We start from the raw sequence: 19,502 nt of genomic DNA on the forward strand, positions 1-19,502 counted from the left end.
AATGAGCCGGAAGGAAACTACAACTGTGATCAACGCGAACGAGGTAATCGGCAGCCATCACGTTCTGTTCATCACGTTCGACTCATTGCGCTACGACGTTGCGCGGGCTGCGAACCATGCCGGGCGCACACCGAACCTGGAGAGCGTCTTACCGGATGGATTGTGGGAGGAGCGACGTACGCAGGGATCGTTCACGCTCCCTGCGCACATGGCGTTCTTCTCCGGATTTCTTCCCGTCCCGTCCGGTCCGGCTCGCCCTGGCCGACTCCTTGCCTGTCAGGCAATGCGTGGAACGACGATCCGGCAACGGACTTTCGTCTTTGACGCACCGGACATCGTGACGGGGCTATCAGGGCTGGGATACCGCACGGTGTGCATCGGGGGTGTCGGCTTCTTCTCGTCTCAAACGAAATTGGGCCGCGTTCTGCCGGGTCTTTTCCAAGAGAGCTACTGGAGTCCGCAGACGGGAACCGACTGCCCAGATTCCACGCGCCATCAGGTAGACATCGCGCTGCGGGTTCTCAAGGAACAGGATCCGGGGGAACTGCTCTTTCTGTTCCTCAACGTGTCCGCCACTCATACGCCGCACCATGTGTATCTGCCGGGCGAAACAGCAGACTCTTGGGAGAGCCAGTGTGCAGCCCTGTCCTACGCGGACGGCCAGCTTGGCCGACTGCTTGAAGTCGCGCCGAGCACCGGCCCGTGGCTCGTGTTGTTGTGCGCAGACCACGGTGAGGCGTTCGGGGAAGACGGCTACCACGGCCACGGTATTGCCCATCCGTCCGTGTGGACGGTGCCCTACTCGGAATCTCTGATGCCTGCTGCCGAGTAGCCTCCCGCGTTCCCCCTGGCCCCGCTCGAACCTCCCGTCCGAGCGGGGCTTCCCGCTGCTCAACTCCCGCCGCATAGACGCTGGTCAGAGCCTCGCGGTAACCTATGGTTCCGTTGGTTCACGGGCAGGCGATGTCGCTCCAGATCTCGACGCGCATGACTCTTCTTCTCTCCAGGCTCTCGGGCGGTACGGAGGACGCCCCCGCACCCAGGTCGAACGCAGAAGCGGACCTACTGATTCCCGAGGGTGAGACGCAGGACGAGATGGTCCCCGTCGCGCGGGGTGTCCGGGTCCTGGGTCCAGCCGTGGTGGGCGTAGAAGGACTGGGCCCTGACATTGGGCGCGAAGACCTCCAGCAGGGCGGTCCGCACGCCGGCGCGCCGCCATGCGTCGGTGCAGGCGGTGTGCAGGGCGGTGCCGATGCCCGTGCGCCACTGGGACGGGGCGACATGGAGCTGGGTGAGATGCATGACCCCGTCGCGTACGGAGCAGGCGGCGACCCCCGCCAGCGCGCCGTCCCGCTCGGCGCACAGGACCGTGGCCCCGGGACGGTCGATGGCACCGGCCCAGCCCTCGCGGCTGCGCGAGATCTCGGCCTCGCCCGCGTACTCCTCGACCGGCAGGTGGTCCTGGTAGTAGGTGGCACGCGCCTCCGTGTGCAGGCGGACTATCGCGTCGAGATCGGCGGGGGTCGCTGTTCTGATCATGACGCGAGGGACGCTCCGGACCCCGGTCACGGTTGCGCCCCCACCACGGAGGCCCGGCCCCGGGGCGTCCCGCTGACGGTCCATCAGTCCAGGTACACCGGCAGCGCGTCCACTCCGTACACGATCGACAGCTTCCGGAACTCCAGTTCCGCGGGGGGCACGGCGAGGCTCATCCGGGGGAAGTGGGACACCAGTGGGGGGAAGGCCGCCCGGAGTTCCATCCTGCCCAGCTCCGCTCCGATACAGCGGTGGATGCCATGGCCGAAGGCCAGGTGGGAGGAGGGGGGCGGGCGCGACGGGTCGAAGGAGTCCATCGCGGGGCCCAGGCGCGGGTCGCGGTCGGCGGCGCTGAGCGAGACGATGACGATGTCGCCGCCGGATATCCGGACGCCGCCGACTTCCAGGTCCTCGCGGGCGAAGCGCGGGAAGGCCGTCTGGACCACCGTGAGATGGCGCAGGAGTTCGTCGACGAAGGGCGTCACGACGGCGGCCGGGTCCTCGGCGTCGCGGAGCGCGGTGAAGTGCTCGCGGTCCTGGAGCATGATCAGCGTGCCGAGGGCGAGCATGCTCGCGGTCGTCTCCAGGCCGCCGGTGAGGACGCCGTCGGCGAGACCGGTGAGTTCCTCGTCGGTGACGCTGTCGCCGTGTTCGCGGACGAGCATGCCGAGCAGGCCGTCCCCGGGGCAGCGGCGCTGCTGCTCGACCACGCCACGCAGATAGTCGCGGGACCGGGAGATGGCGCCGAAGGACGCGCCGACGCCGCCGAGCACATCGAAGCGTGCCACAGAGAACTGCTGGAACGCCTGCCGCTCCGCGTAGGGGACGCCGAGCAGTTCGCAGATGACCAGGGCAGGGACCGGAAGCGCGAAGTGCTCGACGAGATCCACCCGGCCCTCTGCGTCCGCCGCCTTGGCCAGTCCGCCCAGGCTGTCCTCGACGATCGCGTGGATACGGGGAGTGAGACGGCCCAGGCGGCGCATCGTGAACTCGGGGGTGAGCAGGCGCCGCAGACGGGTGTGGTCCGGCGGGTCGCAGAAGCCCAGGCCGCCCGGCTGGTGGTTCTCGACGACACCGGTGCGGCCGACGAGGTGGGCGAAGTCGTTGCTGAAGGCGCGGGCGTCGCCGAGGACCTGCTTGGCCTCCTCGTATCCGGAGACCAGCCAGACCGTCATTCCCGGGATCGGCAGCCTGCTGACCGGTTCACGGTCGCGCAGCGCCCCGATCTCGGGCACGGGGTCGAGGCCGTCGCGGCGCAGCGGCAGCAACGCGGCGTCGGGCAGCTTCGAGAGGTCGAGGGAGGTGCCCTTGGACCTGAGGCGGGCGAGGTAGCGGCGCGTGAGCCAGGTCGTCATCGCGGAACGTACGGACATGCTGGTGCTCGCATCTGTGAGGTGGGACGGACAGGGCCGGTGCCGATACCGGTACCAGAAGGAGGCGGGAGGGGAAATCCTGCCGGACCGGTGCGCGGGCGTCCCCATCGGGCCGACGGAACGGCACCGCGGGCCGTACCTGCCGCGGGTCGCGGGGCGGCGAGCGAGGGTCCGGGACCCGGTGAACCGCCCCGGCCCCGCTCATGTGGTGAGCGGGGCCGGGGCGGTTGACGGAGGGCGGGCCGGGGCGGCCGACTCTGCGGGCGGGTGCGGGCGGGTGGCGCCTCAGCTGCCGTCGCGCAGGTCCTTCAGTCCCTCGGCCCGGAAGCCGATCCGGTCGAAGACCGCGCCGCACCCCTCACCGGTGGGCGACTGCACCAGGAATCCGGCGAGCGCGGACGCCCGCTCCTGGGGGGTGCCGAGGGTGAAGACGCGGACGAAGGTCCAGGTCTCGCCGTCGGCCGAGGCGTGGAAGGCGAAGGCGCCGCCCGTGCGGCTGAGCCGCAGCCAGAAGGTGTCCCCGTCCACGACGAAGGAGTTGGCGTCGTCGGAGTGCCCACGGGTGACGACGGTGCAGATGGTCGGGGTCTGCGGGGAGAGCTCCAGGCAGAGCTTCGCCCACTCCCGTTCACCGGCGTGCAGATAGAGCACCCCGGCGTCGAAGGCGGCCAGGAAGCCGACCTGTACACGGGCGCTCAGCTGGAAGTCCCCGTCCGGAACGGCTGCCAGCAGGCGCGGCGCGTCGGTGGCGGAGTCGAGGGCGTCGCCGCCCGGGGGAACGAAGCGGTCCTGGCGGGCACCGGCCCGGCCGGTCAGCACCCCGTCCGCGTAGGACCAGTCGCCGTCCGGGCCGAACGGCAGGAGCGGAAAGGGGAGTTCGGGGATGTTCATCGTCATGCCCGTCGTCCGTCCACGCGGCGGGGCAGTCCCAGCGGGTTGTCCTCCCGCAGCTCCGGCGGCAGCAGGGCCTGAGGCGTGCCCTGGTAGCTGACCGGGCGCAGCCAGCGCTCGATCGCGGTGGCGCCGACGGAGGTGGACGTGGAGGTGGAGGCCGGGTAGGGGCCGCCGTGGTGCTGGGCCGGTGCGACGGCGACGCCGGTCGGCCAGCCGTTGACGAGGACGCGCCCGGCGAGCGGTGTGAGGGCGGCGAGCAGTCCGGCCGCGCCGCCCGCGGCCTCCTCGGCGGCGATCTGGAGGGTGGCGGTCAGGTTGCCCGGGAGCCGGGAGAGCACCGCGGTGATCTCGTCCTCGGACGCGTACCGCGCCACGACGGTGACCGGGCCGAAGCACTCCTCCAGGAGCGCGTCGTGCGGGCCCTCGGCGGTGAGCCGTGCGGCCGGTACGGTCAGGAAGCCCGCGCTGACGGTGTGTTCGCCGCCCGCGCCGGGGATGACGGGGGCTTCCACGTCCGCGAGCGCGGCCCGCTCCCGGACGCCCGCGAGGAACGCGTCGCGCATCCGGTGGCCGAGCATCACTCCGGCACCGGCGGCGCCGACCGTCTCGGCGAGGGCCTTCAGCAGCCGGTCACCGGCCTCGCCCGCGGGGGCCAGGACGAAGCCGGGCTTCGTGCAGAACTGCCCGGCGCCCATGGTCATCGAGCCGCCGAGCCCGGCGCCGATCTGCTCACCGCGCTCGGCGGCGGCCGCCTCGGTGACGACGACCGGGTTGAGCGAGCCGAGCTCGCCGTGGAAGGGGATCGGGGCGGGCCGGGCCGCCGCCGCGTCGAACAGGGCCCGTCCGCCGCGTACGGAGCCGGTGAAGCCCGCCGCGCTCACCAGCGGGTGCCCGATCAGCTCGACGCCCGCCTCGAAGCCGTGCACCAGGGTGAGCACGTCCTCGGGCAGTCCGACCCGGGCGGCGGCACGGCGGAGCACGGAGGCGCACAGCTCGGAGGTCGCGGGGTGGTCGGGGTGCGCCTTGACGACGACCGGGCAGCCGGCCGCGAGCGCGCTCGCGGTGTCGCCGCCGGGGACGGAGAAGGCGAGCGGGAAGTTGCCGGCCGCGTAGACGGCGACCACACCGAGGGGGATCCTGTAGCGGCGCAGGTCGGGCCAGGGCGGGGTCCTGGTGGCGTCCTCGTGGTCGATGCGGATGTCGAGGTAGGCGCCCTCGTCGACGGCCTCCGCGAAGGCCCTCAACTGTGCCGCGGTACGGGCGAGTTCCCCGGTGAGCCGGGCCGGTCCGAGCGCGGTCTCCGCGTCCGCGGCCTCGATGACCTGTTCCCCGGCCTCGCCGAGCAGGTCCGCGGCGGTGCGCAGGAACGCGGCGCGTACGGTGCGGTCGGCGAGCGCGTCGCGTACGGCGTGGGCTACCCCGACCGCGCGGTCGACGTCCTCGGCCGTAGCCTCCACCGCAACCTGCTCACGCGGGTTCCCGGTTCGGGGGTCGACGCTCCAGACTGGTGCTGCTGCCACCGTGTTTCCTTCCCGGTCCGCTGCCACGCATCACGGCGTTGTTCGGTATTCTGAACAGCGTTCCTGATCGTGAATGTACGGGGACTCTATTTCCGGGCGTTCCGTGTTGGCAAGAAGTCGCAGGATTTTGGCGTGATGGGCTGGAAGGGGCGTAGGGACGATGGCGGTTGCCGAGTCTGGTGGAGCACAGGTCAAGTCCGCGGTGCGGACGGTGGAACTGCTCGAATACTTCGCGGGACGCCCCGGCATGCACTCGCTCGCCGCCGTGCAGGAGGCTGTCGGCTACCCCAAGTCCAGTCTCTACATGCTGCTGCGCACACTGGTGGAGCTCGGCTGGGTGGAGACCGACGCGACGGGCACCCGGTACGGGATCGGGGTGCGCGCCCTGCTCGTCGGTACGTCGTACATCGACGGCGACGAGGTCGTGGCCGCCGCCCGCCCCACCCTGGACCGGCTCTCCGACGACACCGCGGAGACCATCCACCTGGCCCGTCTCGACGGGACGAACGTGGTGTACCTCGCCACCCGGCAGTCCCAGCACTATCTGCGCCCCTTCACCCGGGTCGGCCGTCGGCTGCCCGCCCACTCCACCTCGCTCGGCAAGGCGCTGCTGGCCACCCACAGTGACGAGCAGGTCCGCAAGATGCTGCCCGAGACGCTGCCCGCGCTGACCGAGCACACCCTCACCGACCGCGAGAAGCTGATCGAGGAACTGCACCTCATCCGTGAGCAGGGGTTCGCCGTGGACCGCGAGGAGAACACCCTCGGCCTGCGCTGCTTCGGTGTCGCGATCCCCTACCGGACGCCGGCGCGCGACGCGATCAGCTGCTCGGTCCCGGTCGCGCGGCTCACGCCCGCGCACGAGCAGATGGTGAAGGACGCCCTGTTCGACGCCCGCGACCGGCTCACGCTCGCCACCCGGAGGCTCTGACCCCTCGGCGGAGGCTCCGGACCCTCGCTCCGAGGCTCCGGACCTCGCCCGGAGGCCTGACGGGTCACGGCCGGGGCGCCTGAGAAAACAGTGAGAAGGGTCGCGGCCGGGAACGCCCGGAGCGGGCCCGCTCGTCCCTCCAACGGGATGAACAAGACAATCAGGCGCGCTTCGGTCTTCTGTCTGCTGATGGTTCTCGCCCTGCTGGTGCGGGCGACCTGGCTGCAGACGTACAAGGCGGAGGCGCTCGCAGACAACGAGCACAACCGGCGGAACGTCATCGCGCAGTACGCGCAGCCGCTCGGTGACATCATCGTGGCCGGTTCCCCGGTCACCGGATCGGAGAGGACGACGGGCGGCGATCTTCAGTACAAACGCACCTATCCGCAGGGCGAGCTGTACGCGGCCGTCACCGGCTACGGCTCGCAGGCGTACGGGGCCACCCAGCTCGAAGGCATCTACAGCGATGTCCTCGACGGCACGGACGACCGGCTGAAGAATCCGGCCGACCTGCTCACCGGCGAGCAGAGCGCACCCGGCAATGTGCTGACGACCATCGACCCGGACGTCCAGAAGGCGGCCTACGAGGCGCTGGGCGACGACAAGGGCGCGGCCGTGGCCATCGACCCGGAGACCGGGCGGATCCTGGGCATGGTCTCCACCCCCTCGTACGACCCGTCGAAGATCAGCGGGACGACGGACGGCGAGGCCTGGGAGCAGCTCCTCGCCGACAAGGACAAACCGCAGGTCAACCGGGCGCTGCGGCAGCCGCTGGCGCCCGGCTCGACCTTCAAGCTGGTGGTGGCGGCCGCGGCGCTGGAGGACGGGCTCTACGGCTCGGTCGACGAGCCCACGGACAGCCCCGACCCGTACACGCTGCCGGGCACCTCGACGGTGCTGCGCAACGAGAGCGCGACCGCCCCGTGCGAGAACGCCACCCTGCGCACCGCGCTCCAGTACTCCTGCAACAACGTGTTCGCGAAGGTGGCCGCCGACCTCGGCCAGGACAAGGTGAAGGCGATGGCGGACGGCTTCGGCTTCGACACCGAGAAGCTGGACGTCCCGGTGCGGGCCTCGGAGAGCGTCTACCCGTCCGGCATGGACAAGGCGCAGACGGCGCTGACGGGCATCGGCCAGTTCGAGGTCACCGCGACCCCGCTGCAGATGGCCATGGTCTCGGCCACCCTCGCCAACGGCGGAGAGCTGGCCGCCCCGCACATGGTCTCCCAGGTCGTGGACGCGGACGGCGGGACGCTGGAGAAGTTCGAGGACGGCGATACGAAGCGGGTCGTCTCCGAACGGACGGCGGAGCAGGTGCGCAGCGCGATGGTCACCGTCGTCGAGGAGGGCACCGGCACGAACGCCCGTATCGCCGGGGCCGAGGTCGGCGGCAAGACGGGCACCGCGCAGAACGGTGTGGACAACAGCAACACCCCGTACGCCTGGTTCACCTCGTACGCGAAGGACCGGTCCTCCGGCAAGGAGGTGGCGGTCGCCGTGGTGATCGAGAGCTCCGACGCGTCCCGCTCGGAGGTCAGCGGCAACGGGCTGGCGGCGCCGATCGCCCAGAAGATGATGAAGGCGGCGCTCCAGGGGTAGCGGGCGCGCGGCCGTCGCGGTGCCGCCCCGGGGACCTCACGTGCCCCGGGGGCGACACCGCTTCCGAGCCCTACGGCCTCCGGGTCCTACGGCCTCCGGGTCCTACGGCCTGCGGGCCCTACGGCCTCCGGGCCTACCGCCCCGCCCACCGCTTCAGCGTCGCCTCCGCCTTCGCCCGGTCCGCGGGCCTCAGCCTGGAGATCAGCGCGCCGTGGTTGGTGTCCGGCGCCTCGAAGAGCATCGAGTCGTGCGGGGACGGCTCGAACCGCTCGGCGCTCCACGGGTCGTTCTGCCCGTAGACGAACATCATCCGCTCGCCCCGACGGGTCACCCAGCGGTCGACGTCCTTGATGGTGCGGCCCTCGTACCGGGTACGCATGTCCGCGGGCAGCACGGAGTTCGGCCGATAGATGTCCGGGTGGTTCCGTACGTCCCTGAGATGCTTGAACTTCAGGTCGGCCCAGCCCAGTTGGGCGGCCGCCTGGCGGTAGTACGGTCCGCTGCCGTCGGCTCCGGCGCCGTCGTCGGAGTAGATGCTCAGCCCGTGCTCCAGCGACCAGGCGTACAGCTCCTCGTCACCGGCGGTACGCGCGTCGGGGACGGCCGGGCAGTCGGTGTGCGTACCGCTCTGCCAGAAGTTCCAGACCTGGTCCAGCACCGAGAACTCGAAGGCCCGGTCGGCCGATCCGAGGTGGCGGAAGGTGAGCCCCCGCTCCTTGACGGTGGCCTCGAAGCGGGGCAGTATCCGGTCCCGCCGCACCAGCATCTCCCGCTGTACGGCGTTGAGCGCGGCCCGGCATGCGGGCGTGCCGACGGTCCGGAAGAACCTCTCGTACCCGCTGTCGTCCTTGTTGTCCGCGTCGTTCGGTGCGACGTAGGCGACGACGGCGTCCAGGTCGTCCGGGTAGAAGCGCTCGTGGTAGACCTGCGTCATTCCGCCCTTGGACGCGCCCGTGCCGAGCCACTTGGCGGTGTAGACCGTCTTCAGGGCCTCGACGACGGCGTGTTCGTCGCTCGCCTCCTGCCACACGTTCAGGTCGCGCCAGTCGACGGTCGCGGGCCGGGACTCGCTGAAGTAGCGGTGCTCGACGCTGACCTGGTTGGCGCCGAGGAGGGTGGTGATCTCCCGGGTGGACGTGGCCAGCGAGTAGCCGCCGGTGTAGAGCACCATCGGGGCGGTCGCCGCCCTGTGCCAGAGCGTCAGCCGCTGCTGGAAGGTACCGCGGGCCGGGTTCCGGTGGTCGACGGGCTGCGTCAGCGTGAGCGTGTAGAAGGGAAATCCGTCCTTGAGGGTCTGCGAGAGGACGGTGAGTCCCGGTATCCGGTCGAGCTGTTCGCGTACGTCCGTGGCGGCGGAGACGGAGCCGGGGGCGGACGGCGTAGAGCCGGCCGCGACGGCCGCCGGGCCGGTCAGCACACCGGTGGCGGTGACGATTCCGGCGCAGAGCAGGGCGGGAAGCAGTTTGTGGCGCAACGCTCGGGTCCCCTCGGAGGGTTGGTGCGACGGACACGACGGCCGCATCGTAGTCGTCGCTGTGCGCCTGTCAGCCGCTGCGGGACAGCGCCGCCTGTCAGGCGCCGCGGGACAGCGTTTAGGGAATCTGCCCGATGCCGTCCGCCCTCCTTAGCCACGAGCCTGGTCCCCGTGACGGATGCGCAGGTCAGGAAGGCACGGTGGGGTGCGATGGCAGGGTCAGCGGTGGGCAGGGTGCTCCGGGACCGCACGGCGGGGCGGTATCTGGCGGGGGTGGTCGTCTCCGGTTTCGGAACCTCGGCGATGTGGCTCACGGCCGGGATCTGGGTCAAGTCGCTCACCGGGTCCGACTCCCTCGCCGCACTGACCGTGTTCGCGATGTGGGCGCCGGTGCTCATCGGTCCGGCGCTCGGCGCGGTCGCCGACCGGCTGCCGGGAAAGCCGCTGCTGGTCCGGGTGAACGCCGCGATGGCGGTCCTGCTGTTGACGCTGCCGCTGGTCGGTTCGGCCGGGCGGATCTGGCTGGTCTTCGTGGTCCTGGTGCTCTACGGGGTGAGCGGGGTGCTCGTGGACGCGGCGGAAGCGGCCCTGGTCGCACGGTCGGTGGACCCCGTACTGCTGGGCGACCTCAACGGGCTGCGGATGAGCGCCAACGAGGGGATGAAGCTGCTCGCCCCGCTCGCCGGCGCGGGACTGTACGCACGGTTCGGCGGCGGGACGGTGGCGGTGCTGGACGCGGCGACCTTCGTCCTGGCCGCGCTGATCTTCGCACGGCTGCCGGTACGGGAGGAGGCGCGGGAGCCGCTGCGGAGCGGGGCCGGGGAGGATTCGCGGTGGAAGGAACTGACGCGGGGCGCACGGCAGTTGCGGGAATCGCCGGTGCTGCGGCCCCTGGTGTGCGCCGGAGCGGCGACGATGCTGCTCGCCGGGCTGAACGGGGCGGCGGCCTACGCCTATGTCGACGATGTGCTCGGCCGCTCCCCCGCGTACACCGGACTGCTGTACGCGGCTCAGGGCGCCGGTTCGGTGGCGGTCGGGCTGCTGGCCGGACCGCTGCTGCGGCGACTGGGCGAGCGGGTGTTCGCGGGGGCCGGGATCGCGCTGTTCGCGGTTGCCGTGGGGGCGCGTGCGCTGCCGTACGACGCGGTGGCCCCGGTGAGCGCCGTGGCGATCGGGTTCGGGCTGCCGTGCGTACTGATCGCGGCCATGACGGCCGTGCAGCGGGAGACACCGGACGCGGCGCTCGGCCGGACGGCGGCGACGGCCAACTCGCTGATGATGGCGCCCAACGCGCTGGCGCTGGCGCTCGGCGCGGGGCTCGTCGCGGTGCTGGACACCCGCGTGCTGCTGGCGCTGACGGGCGTGCTGGGGCTGTTCGCGGCGGTGCTGCCGGGCCGGGGCCGCCGGGGGGCGCCGCGGCCGGTACGGACCGGCGGGGGAGGCTGACGGGCGCCCCCACCGGTCCGCTCCCGTCATCACCCGATGCGCGACAGCGCCTCGGCGACGGCTTCGAGGTCCGGGTCGGAGGCCAGCCCGGCGTGATACAGGCGCAGTTGGTTCGCGCCGAGGGAGGCGGCGTGGGCCGCGTCCCGCTCCAGGGTGCCGGGGCTGCCGCCCATCCCGGTCACCACACCGAAGTTGGCGGCGAGCACCGCGGACCGCCCGGCGAACGGCCCGAGCACCGCCTCGCGCGCCGCGTCACCGCCGGTGCACGGCAGCACCACGCCGTCCGCCACACCGAGGATGTGCTCCGCCTCCACTCCGGCGTTGGCCCCCGAGCGGTACGGGGCGGGGTCGGCGTGCAGCAGGACCTGGAAGCCCGGTGCGGCTGCCGCCCGCACCGCGGCGACCGCGGCCTCCTGGAGCGTGCGGGCGGCCGAGGTCCGCCATCGGAGGGTGGCGTCGGCGAGGCCGGGGCCGAGGAGCTTCTCGACGCCGGACCAGCCGGCTTCGGTGGAGCCGGAACCGGCCCAGCCGGGGGCCAGGGCGCGGCGCACGGCCGTCCCCAGTTCGTCGGCGTCCAGTCCCTGGGCGGCGTAGCCGTCCCGGCAGGAGGCGCAGAAGCACAGGGACATCAGGTACTGCGCCGCGTCCCCCAGACCGACGCCCGTGACCTTGTCGTGGGCGTGCAGATGGGCGAAGCCGTACCAGCCGCAGGACTCCAGTTCGGTGCCGCTCGTCCCGGGCCGGGCGGCGGCCTCCTCCGCCAGGGCGACGAGGTAGCCGCGGACCGCGGGCTGGGCGATGCAGGGCGCCCAGGGGTAGCGGTCGCCGTAGGCGTTGACGACGCTGTGGTGCGGATACTCCGCGCCCAGGCGGGAGTTGTGCGCGAGGACGACCCAGCTGTGCACGTCGAGACCGGCCTCGGCCAGGGCGTGCGCCGCGTCGCCGTACGGGTCGTCCCGGTCCACCCAGCTCTGCGCGTAGGGCGCCGGTTCACGCCCCGCCCAGCGGCTCGCGTCCGGCGGGTAGAGCACCGCGGCGTGCTGGGCGGTGACGATCCTGCGCACCGGATGGCGCGGGGTGAGGGCCCGGGTGGAGTGGTAGGCGGAGGCCAGGGTCACCTGCTGGACGCCGAGGTCCGCGATCCGCGCGGGGGCGTCCGGGTCCCCGATGACGTCCCACGGGTAGAGGAAGACGGAGGTCCTCACACCCGCTCCCCGTCCGCGTACTCCTCCAGCAGCGCGCGGCCGCTCGCGATGATCCCGGCCAGGTCCTTGACGTGGGCGGCGGTCGGCTCGGTGAGCGGGGTGCGTACCCCGCCGACGTCCAGGCCCTGGAGCCGGACGGCCGCCTTGACCAGGGAGACGGCGTATCCGCGGCCCTGGGCGCGCAGTTCGACCAGGGGCCGGTAGAAGCGGTCGAGCAGCGCGTTGACCAGGCCGTCGTCGCCGGCTTCCAGGGCCCGGTAGAAGGCGAGGGCGATGTCCGGGGCGAAGGCGAAGACGGCGGAGGAGTAGAGCGTGACGCCGATGCCCCGGTAGGCCGGGCCGGTCAGCTCGGCGGTGGGCAGACCGTTGAAGTACAGGAAGTCCCCGCCGGGCAGCTGGGTGCGTACGGCGCTGACGATGCGCTGCATCAGGTCGAGGTCGCCGTGACCGTCCTTGAGCCCGATGACCCCGGGCGTCCGGGCGAGGGCGACGACGGTCTGCGGGGTGAAGACCGCGTTGTCGCGCTGGTAGACGATCGTCTCCAGGGAGGTGGCCGCCGCGAGGGCGGCGTAGTGGTTCAGCAGCCCCTCCTGGTCGGCGACGACGAGGTACGGGGGCATGGCGAGGAGCCCGTCGGCCCCCGCCTCCTCGGCCAGCTTCGCGTACTGGACCGCGAGTGCCGTGCCGTATCCGGCGCCCGCGACGACGGGGACCCGGCCGGCGGTCTCCTCGACCGCGGCGGTGACGACGAGGCGGAACTCCTCCTGGGTCAGCGCGTGGAACTCGCCCGTACCGCAGCAGGCGAAGACCGCTGCCGCACCGGCGTCGATGCCCCGGCGCACATGTGTACGGAAGGTGTCGAGGTCGACGGTGCCGTCAGGCCCGTACGCGGTGACGGGGAAGAAGAGCGGCCCGGCGACATGGGTGAGCCGGGCGGCAAGGGGGGCTGAGGACACGTGCGCTCCCTGAGCAGATTCAGACGTACACAACTCTGACCGTCGTCCATATTTCTGAACAGCATCACGCTAAGGCAGCCGCGCGGCGCAGGTCAAGACGGGAACACACCCCCGAAGCACCGATCCAACCGCTCCGCACGGCGGAGCCGGCCCCCCGCCCACGACACTTGACGGGTCCGGCCACGGGTTCTTAGCTTGTCCATGCATGTGAATGACATCCATGGATTTGACGCTTCGCGCGTCCGATTGCCGCGCAGCCGACGAACGCGCCGCACCGAGGAGATCCCGTATGCCCGCTCCCCGCACTGTCCTGCTCACCGGCGCCGCAGGCGGCCTCGGCACCCTGATGCGGGGGCTGCTGCCCTCGTACGGCTACGAACTCCGGCTCTTCGACGTGGCCCCGGTCGAGGGCGAACCCGACGCGATCACCGCCGATCTGGGCGACAGGGAGGCCCTGCGCGCGGCGGTGCGGGGCACCGACGCGGTCATCCACCTCGCGGGCATCTCCCTGGAAGCCTCCTTCGACAGGATTCTGCGCGCGAACATCGAGGGGACGTACAACCTCTACGAAGCCGCACGCGAGGAAGGCGTGCGCCGCATCGTCTTCGCCTCCTCCAACCACGTCATCGGCCACACCCCGCGCCCGGTCCCCGGCGATCCGCCGCTCCCCGTCGGCACCACGCGCCGCCCCGACACCTTCTACGGCCTGTCCAAGTCCTTCGGGGAGGATCTGGCCCAGCTCTACTGGGACAAGCACGGCATCGAGACCGTCTCCGTGCGCATCGGGTCCTGCTTCGCCGAGCCGACATCGGTACGGATGCTGTCGCTCTGGCTGAGCCCCGCCGACGGCGCCCGGCTCTTCCACGCCGCGCTCACCGCCGAGGACGTCGGGCACACCGTCGTGTACGGCTCCTCCGACAACACCCGCCTGTGGTGGGACCTGACGACCGCCAGGGCGCTCGGGTACGAACCGAGGGACGACTCGGAGGGCTACGCGGCGGGGCTCATCGCCGAACAGGGCGAACTGGACCCCGCCAACCCCGACCACGCCCATCTGGGCGGCCACTTCGTGACCGACCCGCCCATCTGGCCGCGCTGATCCCCCACGGGAGCGGCGCCGAGCCGGGGACCGGGCCCGCGCCGAGCGGTCCGGGGGCGGCACACACGCCCCGCCGTCCTTTGCCGGGAGAAAGTCGCGCGAAGGCGCGTGAAGGCACGTGAAGGCACGTGAAGGCACGGGAAGGTAAGGGAACGGCAAAGCGGGGTCGTTCGTTACCCGGTGCATGACCGCAATGACCCCCGGCTCGAACATCCCTCTCTCCGCCGCCCGCGTGGCGGTGGACGTCGCCGCTCCGGTGCGGCTCGACGTCTCGGGCCTGCTGCTCACCGCCGACGGCAAGGTGCGCTCCGACGACGACTTCATCTTCTACAACCAGCCCTCGGGCCCCGGGGTGACCTACCGCTCCGGCGGCGGTTCCGCGCCCGACGCGATCGTGGTGGACACCGCCGCGGTCCCGCCCGGCATCGAGAAGATCGTCGTCACCGCGAGCCCGGACGCCGCCGGCCAGACCTTCCAGGGCATCGAGCCCACCGCCACCGTGCGCAACGCGGACGACGGCAGCGTGCTCGCCACCTTCACCCCGCCCCAGCTGGGCGCCGAGACGGCGCTGGTGGTCATCGAGATCTATCTGCGCAACGGCGCCTGGAAGGCCCGCGCGGTCGGCCAGGGCTATGCGAACGGACTCGCGGGCATCGCCACGGACTTCGGTGTCTCGGTCGAGGAGCCCGCGGCCCCGGCCGCCGCCCCGGCCGCCCCTCCGGCCCCGGTCCCGCCCGCCCCTCCGGTCCCGCACACCGCCCCGGTGGACCCGCGGATCGCTCCCCCCGCACCGCCCGCCCCTCCGGCCGCACCCGCGCCCGCGGGCTCCGGCAAGATCAACCTCGACAAGGGCCGGGTCAGCCTCCAGAAGAACCAGACCGTGTCCCTGGTCAAGGGCGGCCGGCCGCTGCTCTCGCAGGTCAAGATGGGCCTCGGCTGGGAGCCCGCGTTCCGCGGCAAGGACATCGACCTGGACGCCTCGGTGATCGCCTACGGCCCGAACCGCAACCACCTGGACAGCTGCTACTTCGGCAAGCTCTCCATCCTGAACGGTGCGGTCAAGCACTCCGGCGACAACCTCACGGGCGAGGGCGCGGGTGACGACGAGGTGATCGTCGTGGATCTGGGCCGTATCCCCGCCGAGGCCACCGGACTGGTCTTCACGGTGAACTCGTTCACCGGCCAGAAGTTCACCGAGGTCGCCAAGGCCTACTGCCGGCTGCTCGACGCGGCCACCGGCGAGGAGCTGGTCCGCTTCGACCTGACGGGCGCCGAGCCGCAGACCGGCGTGATGATGGCCAAGCTGATCAAGCAGTTCTCCGGTGAGTGGGAGATGACCGCCATGGGCGAGTTCGTGAAGTCGCGCACCGTGCGCGGCATGGTGAAGCCCGCCGCCAAGTCCCTGTAGCCCCCGGGCCGGGAACAGCCCCCGGCAAACGGCTTCCGGGGCACCTGACGTTCTCAGGTGCCCCGGATCCGGAGGTTCTCCGGGTGGACGCTGCTCGAACTCGTCCGCCCTCTCAGAGCTTGGTCAGCTTGGAGTACGGGCTCAGGATCCTCCCCTGTCGCCCCGAGAAGTCGATGAGGACTGCATCGTTGTCGCCCTCGACAGCAAGGATTCTGCCGAGCCCGAACTGATCGTGCGACACCCTGTCGCCCACATCGAAACATTCGACCGGTGGGGCCGCCTGGGCCGGGCGGTTGAAGGGACTGGAAGGCAGGTGACGCCGGGATCCGGCTGACTGTTTCATTACCTTGAGTATGCGCCTCCGCGACGCCCGACGCCATGCCCGACCGCTCCCGGAGGCCCAGTAGTACCGGATTCGTAATCAGGCGCTACCGGGCCCCGGCGGCGGTTCCGCCCGCCTTCGGCAGGCTCGCCGCCCGGAATTCCGCGCCGGAAAGACCCCCGAAGGTGTGGCGTTCTCCACTCCCGGACGCACTGCGGCCGGTCCGGTCAACCGCCGCGGTCGGCCCGGCCGCCCCGAGCCGCATGACACCGTCACCACCGAACGCGAACGGAGCGCGACCCTCCGTGAGGGCCGCCGGCTCCTCCTCGGCGGCCGGCGGCCCCGGTCAGTGCCCGTTCGGCCGACGCCGCCACGGGCCCGTGATGGCGAGCATGATGCCGGGCGTCTGGATGTTGGCGAACAGCGTCTTCCCGTCGGGCGAGAACGTGACCCCGGCGATCTCGCTGTACGAGGGGTCCTCCTCGGTGCCCGCGTTGAGCTCGTTGCGCGCGATCGGGTACGTGACACCGCTCTCGGTCGCCCCGAAGAGGTGCTGGATGCCCTCGCCGTCCTCGGAGATGACGATGCCGCCGTACGGCGACACGGTGATGTTGTCGGGGCCGTCGAAGGCGCCCTCCCTGGACGGGTCGGCGTTCACGCCGAGGATCACCTTCAGGGTCACCGTGCGCCGCTTCGGGTCGTAGAACCAGACCTGGCCGTCGTGCCGGACGGGGCTCTCGTCGCGGGCGTACGAGGAGACGAAGTAGGCGCCGCCGTCGCCCCACCACATGCCTTCGAGCTTCCGGGCGCGGGTGACCTGGCCGTCGGTGAACTGCTTGCGCACGGAGACGGTCCTCGCGTCACGGTCGGGCACGTCGACCCAGTCGACCCCGTACACCGTGCCGATCCTCGTGGCGCGGGACAGGTCGTCGACGAAGCGCCCGCTCCCGTCGAAGCACTTGGTGGCCTGGAGGACACCCGCGTCGTCGGCGAGCGTGCGCAGCTTGCCCCGGCCGTGCTTGAACCCGTGCGGCGGGACCCAGCGGTAGAGCAGTCCGTTGGGGCCGGAGGCGTCCTCGGTGAGGTAGGCGTGGCCGCGCCTGGGGTCGATGACGACGGCCTCGTGCGCGTACCGGCCGAAGGCCTTGACCGGGCGCGGGTCACGGTTGGCGCGCCTGTCGTAGGGGTCGACCTCGAAGACATAGCCGTGGTCCTTGAGCAGACCGTTCTTGCCCGCCTTGTCCTCGGTCTCCTCGCAGGTCAGCCAGGTGCCCCAGGAGGTGCTGCCGCCCGCGCAGTTGGTGGACGTACCGGCGATGCCGACCCACTCGGCGGTGCGGCCGTCGCGGCGGGTCTCCACGACGGTGCAGCCACCGGCCGCGACCGGGTCGTAGACGAGGCCCTCGGTGAGCGGGACCGGGTACTTCCACTTGGCGCGGGTGCCGCTCAGCTCGTGGTTGTTGACGAGGAGGGTGACTCCGCGCGGGCCCTCGAAGGCGGCCGTGCCGTCGTGGTTGGAGGGGGTGTACTCGCCCGACTCCAGCTTGGTGACACCGCTGTGGGTGACGATGCGGTACGAGAATCCGGCCGGCAGCGCGAGTATGCCCTCGGGGTCGGGGATCAGGGGGCCGTAGCCGGGCTCCCTGCCGTGGCCGTGACCGTCGTGGTCGTGCCCGTGGCCGTCGTGGCCGTGCCGCGTGTCCTCTGCGGCGAGGGCGCCGGGGGCGGTCGCCAGGGTGCCGACAGCACCCGTCAGGGCGATACCCGCGCCGGTGAGGGCGGACTGCTTGGTGAATTCCCTGCGCGTGATGGCCATCGAGGGCTCCTGGTGCGGCTGGCGGGTGGCTGGCGCGCCCACTTTCCCCGCCGTGTGCGAACGCCGGCTGAACAGCGGGCGACTTCGAGCGACACCCTTGCCGTGCGCAGGCCTCCGCGGGGGAGCTTCCCACGGTCCCGGTGGGCGGGCGCCGATTCCGGGCCCGCCCGCCGGGACCGTCCCGCGCTCTCAGCCGCCCGTGCGCGAGCGGGCCTTGAACGCGGCCTTGCGGGCGTCCTTCGCCGTCTTCTTGTCGCTGTGCAGCCGCCCCATGGCCTCCAGGACATCCGCCGTCGCCGGGTGGTCCACCCGCCAGGCGCCGTCGAAGAAGCCGCTGTGCTGCCCGGCGAGACCCTCGACAAGGCCCTGGAGCTCCTCCAGATCGCCGTCCGCGTCCAGTTGCGCGGCGATGGTGTCGATGGCCAGCCAGAAGATCATCGACTCCGGCGGCGCGGGGACGTCGGCCGCTCCCCGCTCCGCGAGCCAGACCCGGGCCAGACCGCCCAGCTCCGGGTGGCCGAGCACCGCGCGCACCGCGGGCTCCGCCTCGGGACCCGCCAGCGAGAGCGCCTGCTGGCAGTGCAGCCGGCGCAGCGGCGCCCCCTCGTCCGTGCCGCGCGCCGCCGCCAGCAGCTCGGCGGCGGCCGCCACCGCGCCGTCGGCGCCCCGGTCGCCGAGCCAGAGCTCGACCTCGGACCGGGCCGCCGCCTCCGGGTAGTGGGCGATGCCGTCGAGGAGCGCGTCGGCGCCCTTGCCGGCGAGGTCGCCGATGGCGGGCGCGTCCACCCCGGCCTCCAGCATCCGGTTCCGGATGCCGTAGAGGCCGAGGGGGGTGAGCTTGACCATGCCGTACCGGGTGACGTCGTCCTCGTCGGCGAGCGCGGCCGACTGGTCGCCCTGCTCGCCCTCCTCGACCAGCAACGCCTCGTCGACCGGCGTGTACTCGACGATCCCGATGGGCTCCAGCAGCCGGAACTGGTCGTCCAGCCGCATCATCGCCTCCGACACCTGCTCCAGGATGTCGTCGGTCGGCTCGCCCATGTCGTCGGGCACGATCATCGACGCGGCGAGGGCCGGCAGCGGTACGGGCCCGTCGCCCGCGCCGTTGTCCGCGAGGGTGAGGAGGTACAGATTGCCGAGGACCCCGTCGAGGAACTCCGCCTCCGCCTCCGGGTCCCAGTCCAGGGCGTCGAAGTCGATCGAGCCGTCCTCGTTGACGAGGTCGGCGAAGTCGTCGAAGACCGGTGCGGTGGCGTCGGCGTGCACCGCTTCCAGGCCGTCGAGCCAGATCGCCAGGACGTCCTGCGGGGAGCCTCCGGTGAGCAGGGCCAGGTTCTCGCCCTCGGTGACGGTCCCTTCGGCCTCGGCGGTGTCCTCGGCGCTCTCCCCGCCCGTCTCCGGGTCCCCGGCGTCCCGCGCCGGTTCCTCGGGGTCGGTGACGTCCAGGAGCCCGGTGTCGACGGCGAGGCGCCACGCCTCACTGGCGTACGCGGCACCGTCCTCGTCCGGGGTGAGGCCGAGGTGTTCGGCCGCTGCCGGAAGCTGCGCCTCGGCCAGCTCGCCGCCCGCGCCGACACGGGTGGCGGGTCCGGCCCAGCGGGCGAGCCGGACGGCGCGGGCGAGCAGCGGAGCGGCCAGGGCGGCCCGTGCCAGCTCGGCCTCGGAATGCAGCCGCACCGGCGGCAGGGTGGGGCGCTCTGCGGACATCGGGGGTTCTCCTCGGGCGTGCTCGGGCGTACCGGGTGCGTACGCGGCTTGGGCCGACCAAGCGTAGACGCATTTCGTCCCATGCCACCCGGTTCAGGCGGCGTACCGCCGCCGTCCCACGGAGAACCTTGACAACTCCGGTACGGACCCAAGAGATTGACGCGCGTAGACGTTGTACCGCCGAGCCCGGTACACGTCCGTCCGCACCCTCGAACC

The 19,502-nt window shown here is 71.9% G+C and carries 16 protein-coding genes; 6 read left to right on the forward strand and 10 right to left on the reverse strand.

Going from position 1 to position 19,502, the window contains the following annotated elements:
- The first annotated feature begins 25 nt into the window (after positions 1-25).
- Complete coding sequence (locus OHA98_RS28375) at positions 26-832, forward strand: STM4013/SEN3800 family hydrolase (protein ID WP_266929622.1); 807 nt, start codon at positions 26-28, stop codon at positions 830-832.
- Between the two features lie 230 nt (positions 833-1,062).
- On the opposite strand, the gene OHA98_RS28380 is transcribed toward OHA98_RS28375, so the two are convergent.
- The 4 genes from OHA98_RS28380 to OHA98_RS28395 form a co-directional block, all read right to left on the reverse strand.
- Positions 1,063-1,539, reverse strand: a complete 477-nt coding sequence (locus tag OHA98_RS28380) for a GNAT family N-acetyltransferase (RefSeq protein WP_266929623.1) — start codon at positions 1,537-1,539, stop codon at positions 1,063-1,065.
- An 83-nt stretch (positions 1,540-1,622) separates the two neighbouring features.
- Positions 1,623-2,909 (reverse strand): cytochrome P450, encoded by a 1,287-nt coding sequence (locus OHA98_RS28385; RefSeq protein WP_266929625.1) that lies wholly within the window; start codon positions 2,907-2,909, stop codon positions 1,623-1,625.
- 285 nt (positions 2,910-3,194) lie between these two features.
- Entirely contained in the window at positions 3,195-3,806 is a 612-nt protein-coding gene (locus OHA98_RS28390) for a DUF1349 domain-containing protein (protein WP_266929627.1), read from the reverse strand.
- Complete coding sequence (locus OHA98_RS28395; protein WP_266929629.1) at positions 3,803-5,323, reverse strand: aldehyde dehydrogenase (NADP(+)); 1,521 nt, start codon at positions 5,321-5,323, stop codon at positions 3,803-3,805. The genes OHA98_RS28390 and OHA98_RS28395 overlap by 4 nt, the downstream gene beginning before the upstream one ends.
- Positions 5,324-5,483: 160 nt before the next feature.
- Between OHA98_RS28395 and OHA98_RS28400 the strand changes: the two genes are divergently transcribed.
- On the forward strand, positions 5,484-6,254 hold the full coding sequence (locus OHA98_RS28400; protein WP_266929630.1) for an IclR family transcriptional regulator: 771 nt from the start codon (positions 5,484-5,486) through the stop codon (positions 6,252-6,254).
- Positions 6,255-6,401: 147 nt separating this feature from the next.
- A complete protein-coding gene (locus tag OHA98_RS28405) occupies positions 6,402-7,853 on the forward strand; it encodes a penicillin-binding protein 2 (RefSeq protein WP_266929632.1) in 1,452 nt (483 codons plus the stop codon).
- Between the two features lie 133 nt (positions 7,854-7,986).
- On the opposite strand, the gene OHA98_RS28410 is transcribed toward OHA98_RS28405, so the two are convergent.
- The gene (locus OHA98_RS28410; RefSeq protein ID WP_266929633.1) at positions 7,987-9,327 is read right to left on the reverse strand and encodes a S28 family serine protease; all 1,341 of its coding nucleotides are present in this window, start codon (positions 9,325-9,327) and stop codon (positions 7,987-7,989) included.
- A 210-nt stretch (positions 9,328-9,537) separates the two neighbouring features.
- Between OHA98_RS28410 and OHA98_RS28415 the strand changes: the two genes are divergently transcribed.
- Complete coding sequence (locus OHA98_RS28415; protein WP_266929635.1) at positions 9,538-10,773, forward strand: MFS transporter; 1,236 nt, start codon at positions 9,538-9,540, stop codon at positions 10,771-10,773.
- A gap of 29 nt (positions 10,774-10,802) precedes the next feature.
- On the opposite strand, the gene OHA98_RS28420 is transcribed toward OHA98_RS28415, so the two are convergent.
- Positions 10,803-11,978, reverse strand: a complete 1,176-nt coding sequence (locus OHA98_RS28420) for a hypothetical protein (protein ID WP_266929636.1) — start codon at positions 11,976-11,978, stop codon at positions 10,803-10,805.
- Complete coding sequence (locus tag OHA98_RS28425; RefSeq protein WP_266929638.1) at positions 11,975-12,934, reverse strand: 5-dehydro-4-deoxyglucarate dehydratase; 960 nt, start codon at positions 12,932-12,934, stop codon at positions 11,975-11,977. The genes OHA98_RS28420 and OHA98_RS28425 overlap by 4 nt, the downstream gene beginning before the upstream one ends.
- A 289-nt stretch (positions 12,935-13,223) precedes the next feature.
- On the opposite strand from OHA98_RS28425, the gene OHA98_RS28430 reads away from it, so the two are divergent.
- Positions 13,224-14,033, forward strand: coding sequence for an NAD(P)-dependent oxidoreductase (locus OHA98_RS28430; protein ID WP_266929640.1), 810 nt, complete (start codon positions 13,224-13,226; stop codon positions 14,031-14,033).
- Between the two features lie 184 nt (positions 14,034-14,217).
- The gene (locus OHA98_RS28435; RefSeq protein ID WP_266929642.1) at positions 14,218-15,441 is read left to right on the forward strand and encodes a TerD family protein; all 1,224 of its coding nucleotides are present in this window, start codon (positions 14,218-14,220) and stop codon (positions 15,439-15,441) included.
- A 112-nt stretch (positions 15,442-15,553) separates the two neighbouring features.
- Here OHA98_RS28435 and OHA98_RS28440 read toward each other — a convergent pair whose 3' ends face one another.
- The 3 genes from OHA98_RS28440 to OHA98_RS28450 form a co-directional block, all read right to left on the reverse strand.
- Complete coding sequence (locus OHA98_RS28440) at positions 15,554-15,784, reverse strand: hypothetical protein (RefSeq protein ID WP_073720249.1); 231 nt, start codon at positions 15,782-15,784, stop codon at positions 15,554-15,556.
- Positions 15,785-16,109: 325 nt separating this feature from the next.
- Positions 16,110-17,579 carry an alkaline phosphatase PhoX gene (locus tag OHA98_RS28445; RefSeq protein WP_266929644.1) on the reverse strand — a complete coding sequence of 490 codons (1,470 nt, stop codon included), beginning with the start codon at positions 17,577-17,579 and terminating at the stop codon, positions 16,110-16,112.
- A 189-nt stretch (positions 17,580-17,768) separates the two neighbouring features.
- Positions 17,769-19,286 carry a hypothetical protein gene (locus OHA98_RS28450; RefSeq protein WP_266929646.1) on the reverse strand — a complete coding sequence of 506 codons (1,518 nt, stop codon included), beginning with the start codon at positions 19,284-19,286 and terminating at the stop codon, positions 17,769-17,771.
- Between the last annotated feature and the right edge of the window lie 216 nt (positions 19,287-19,502).

The organism is Streptomyces sp. NBC_00654, assembly GCF_026341775.1.
GTDB lineage: Bacteria > Actinomycetota > Actinomycetes > Streptomycetales > Streptomycetaceae > Streptomyces.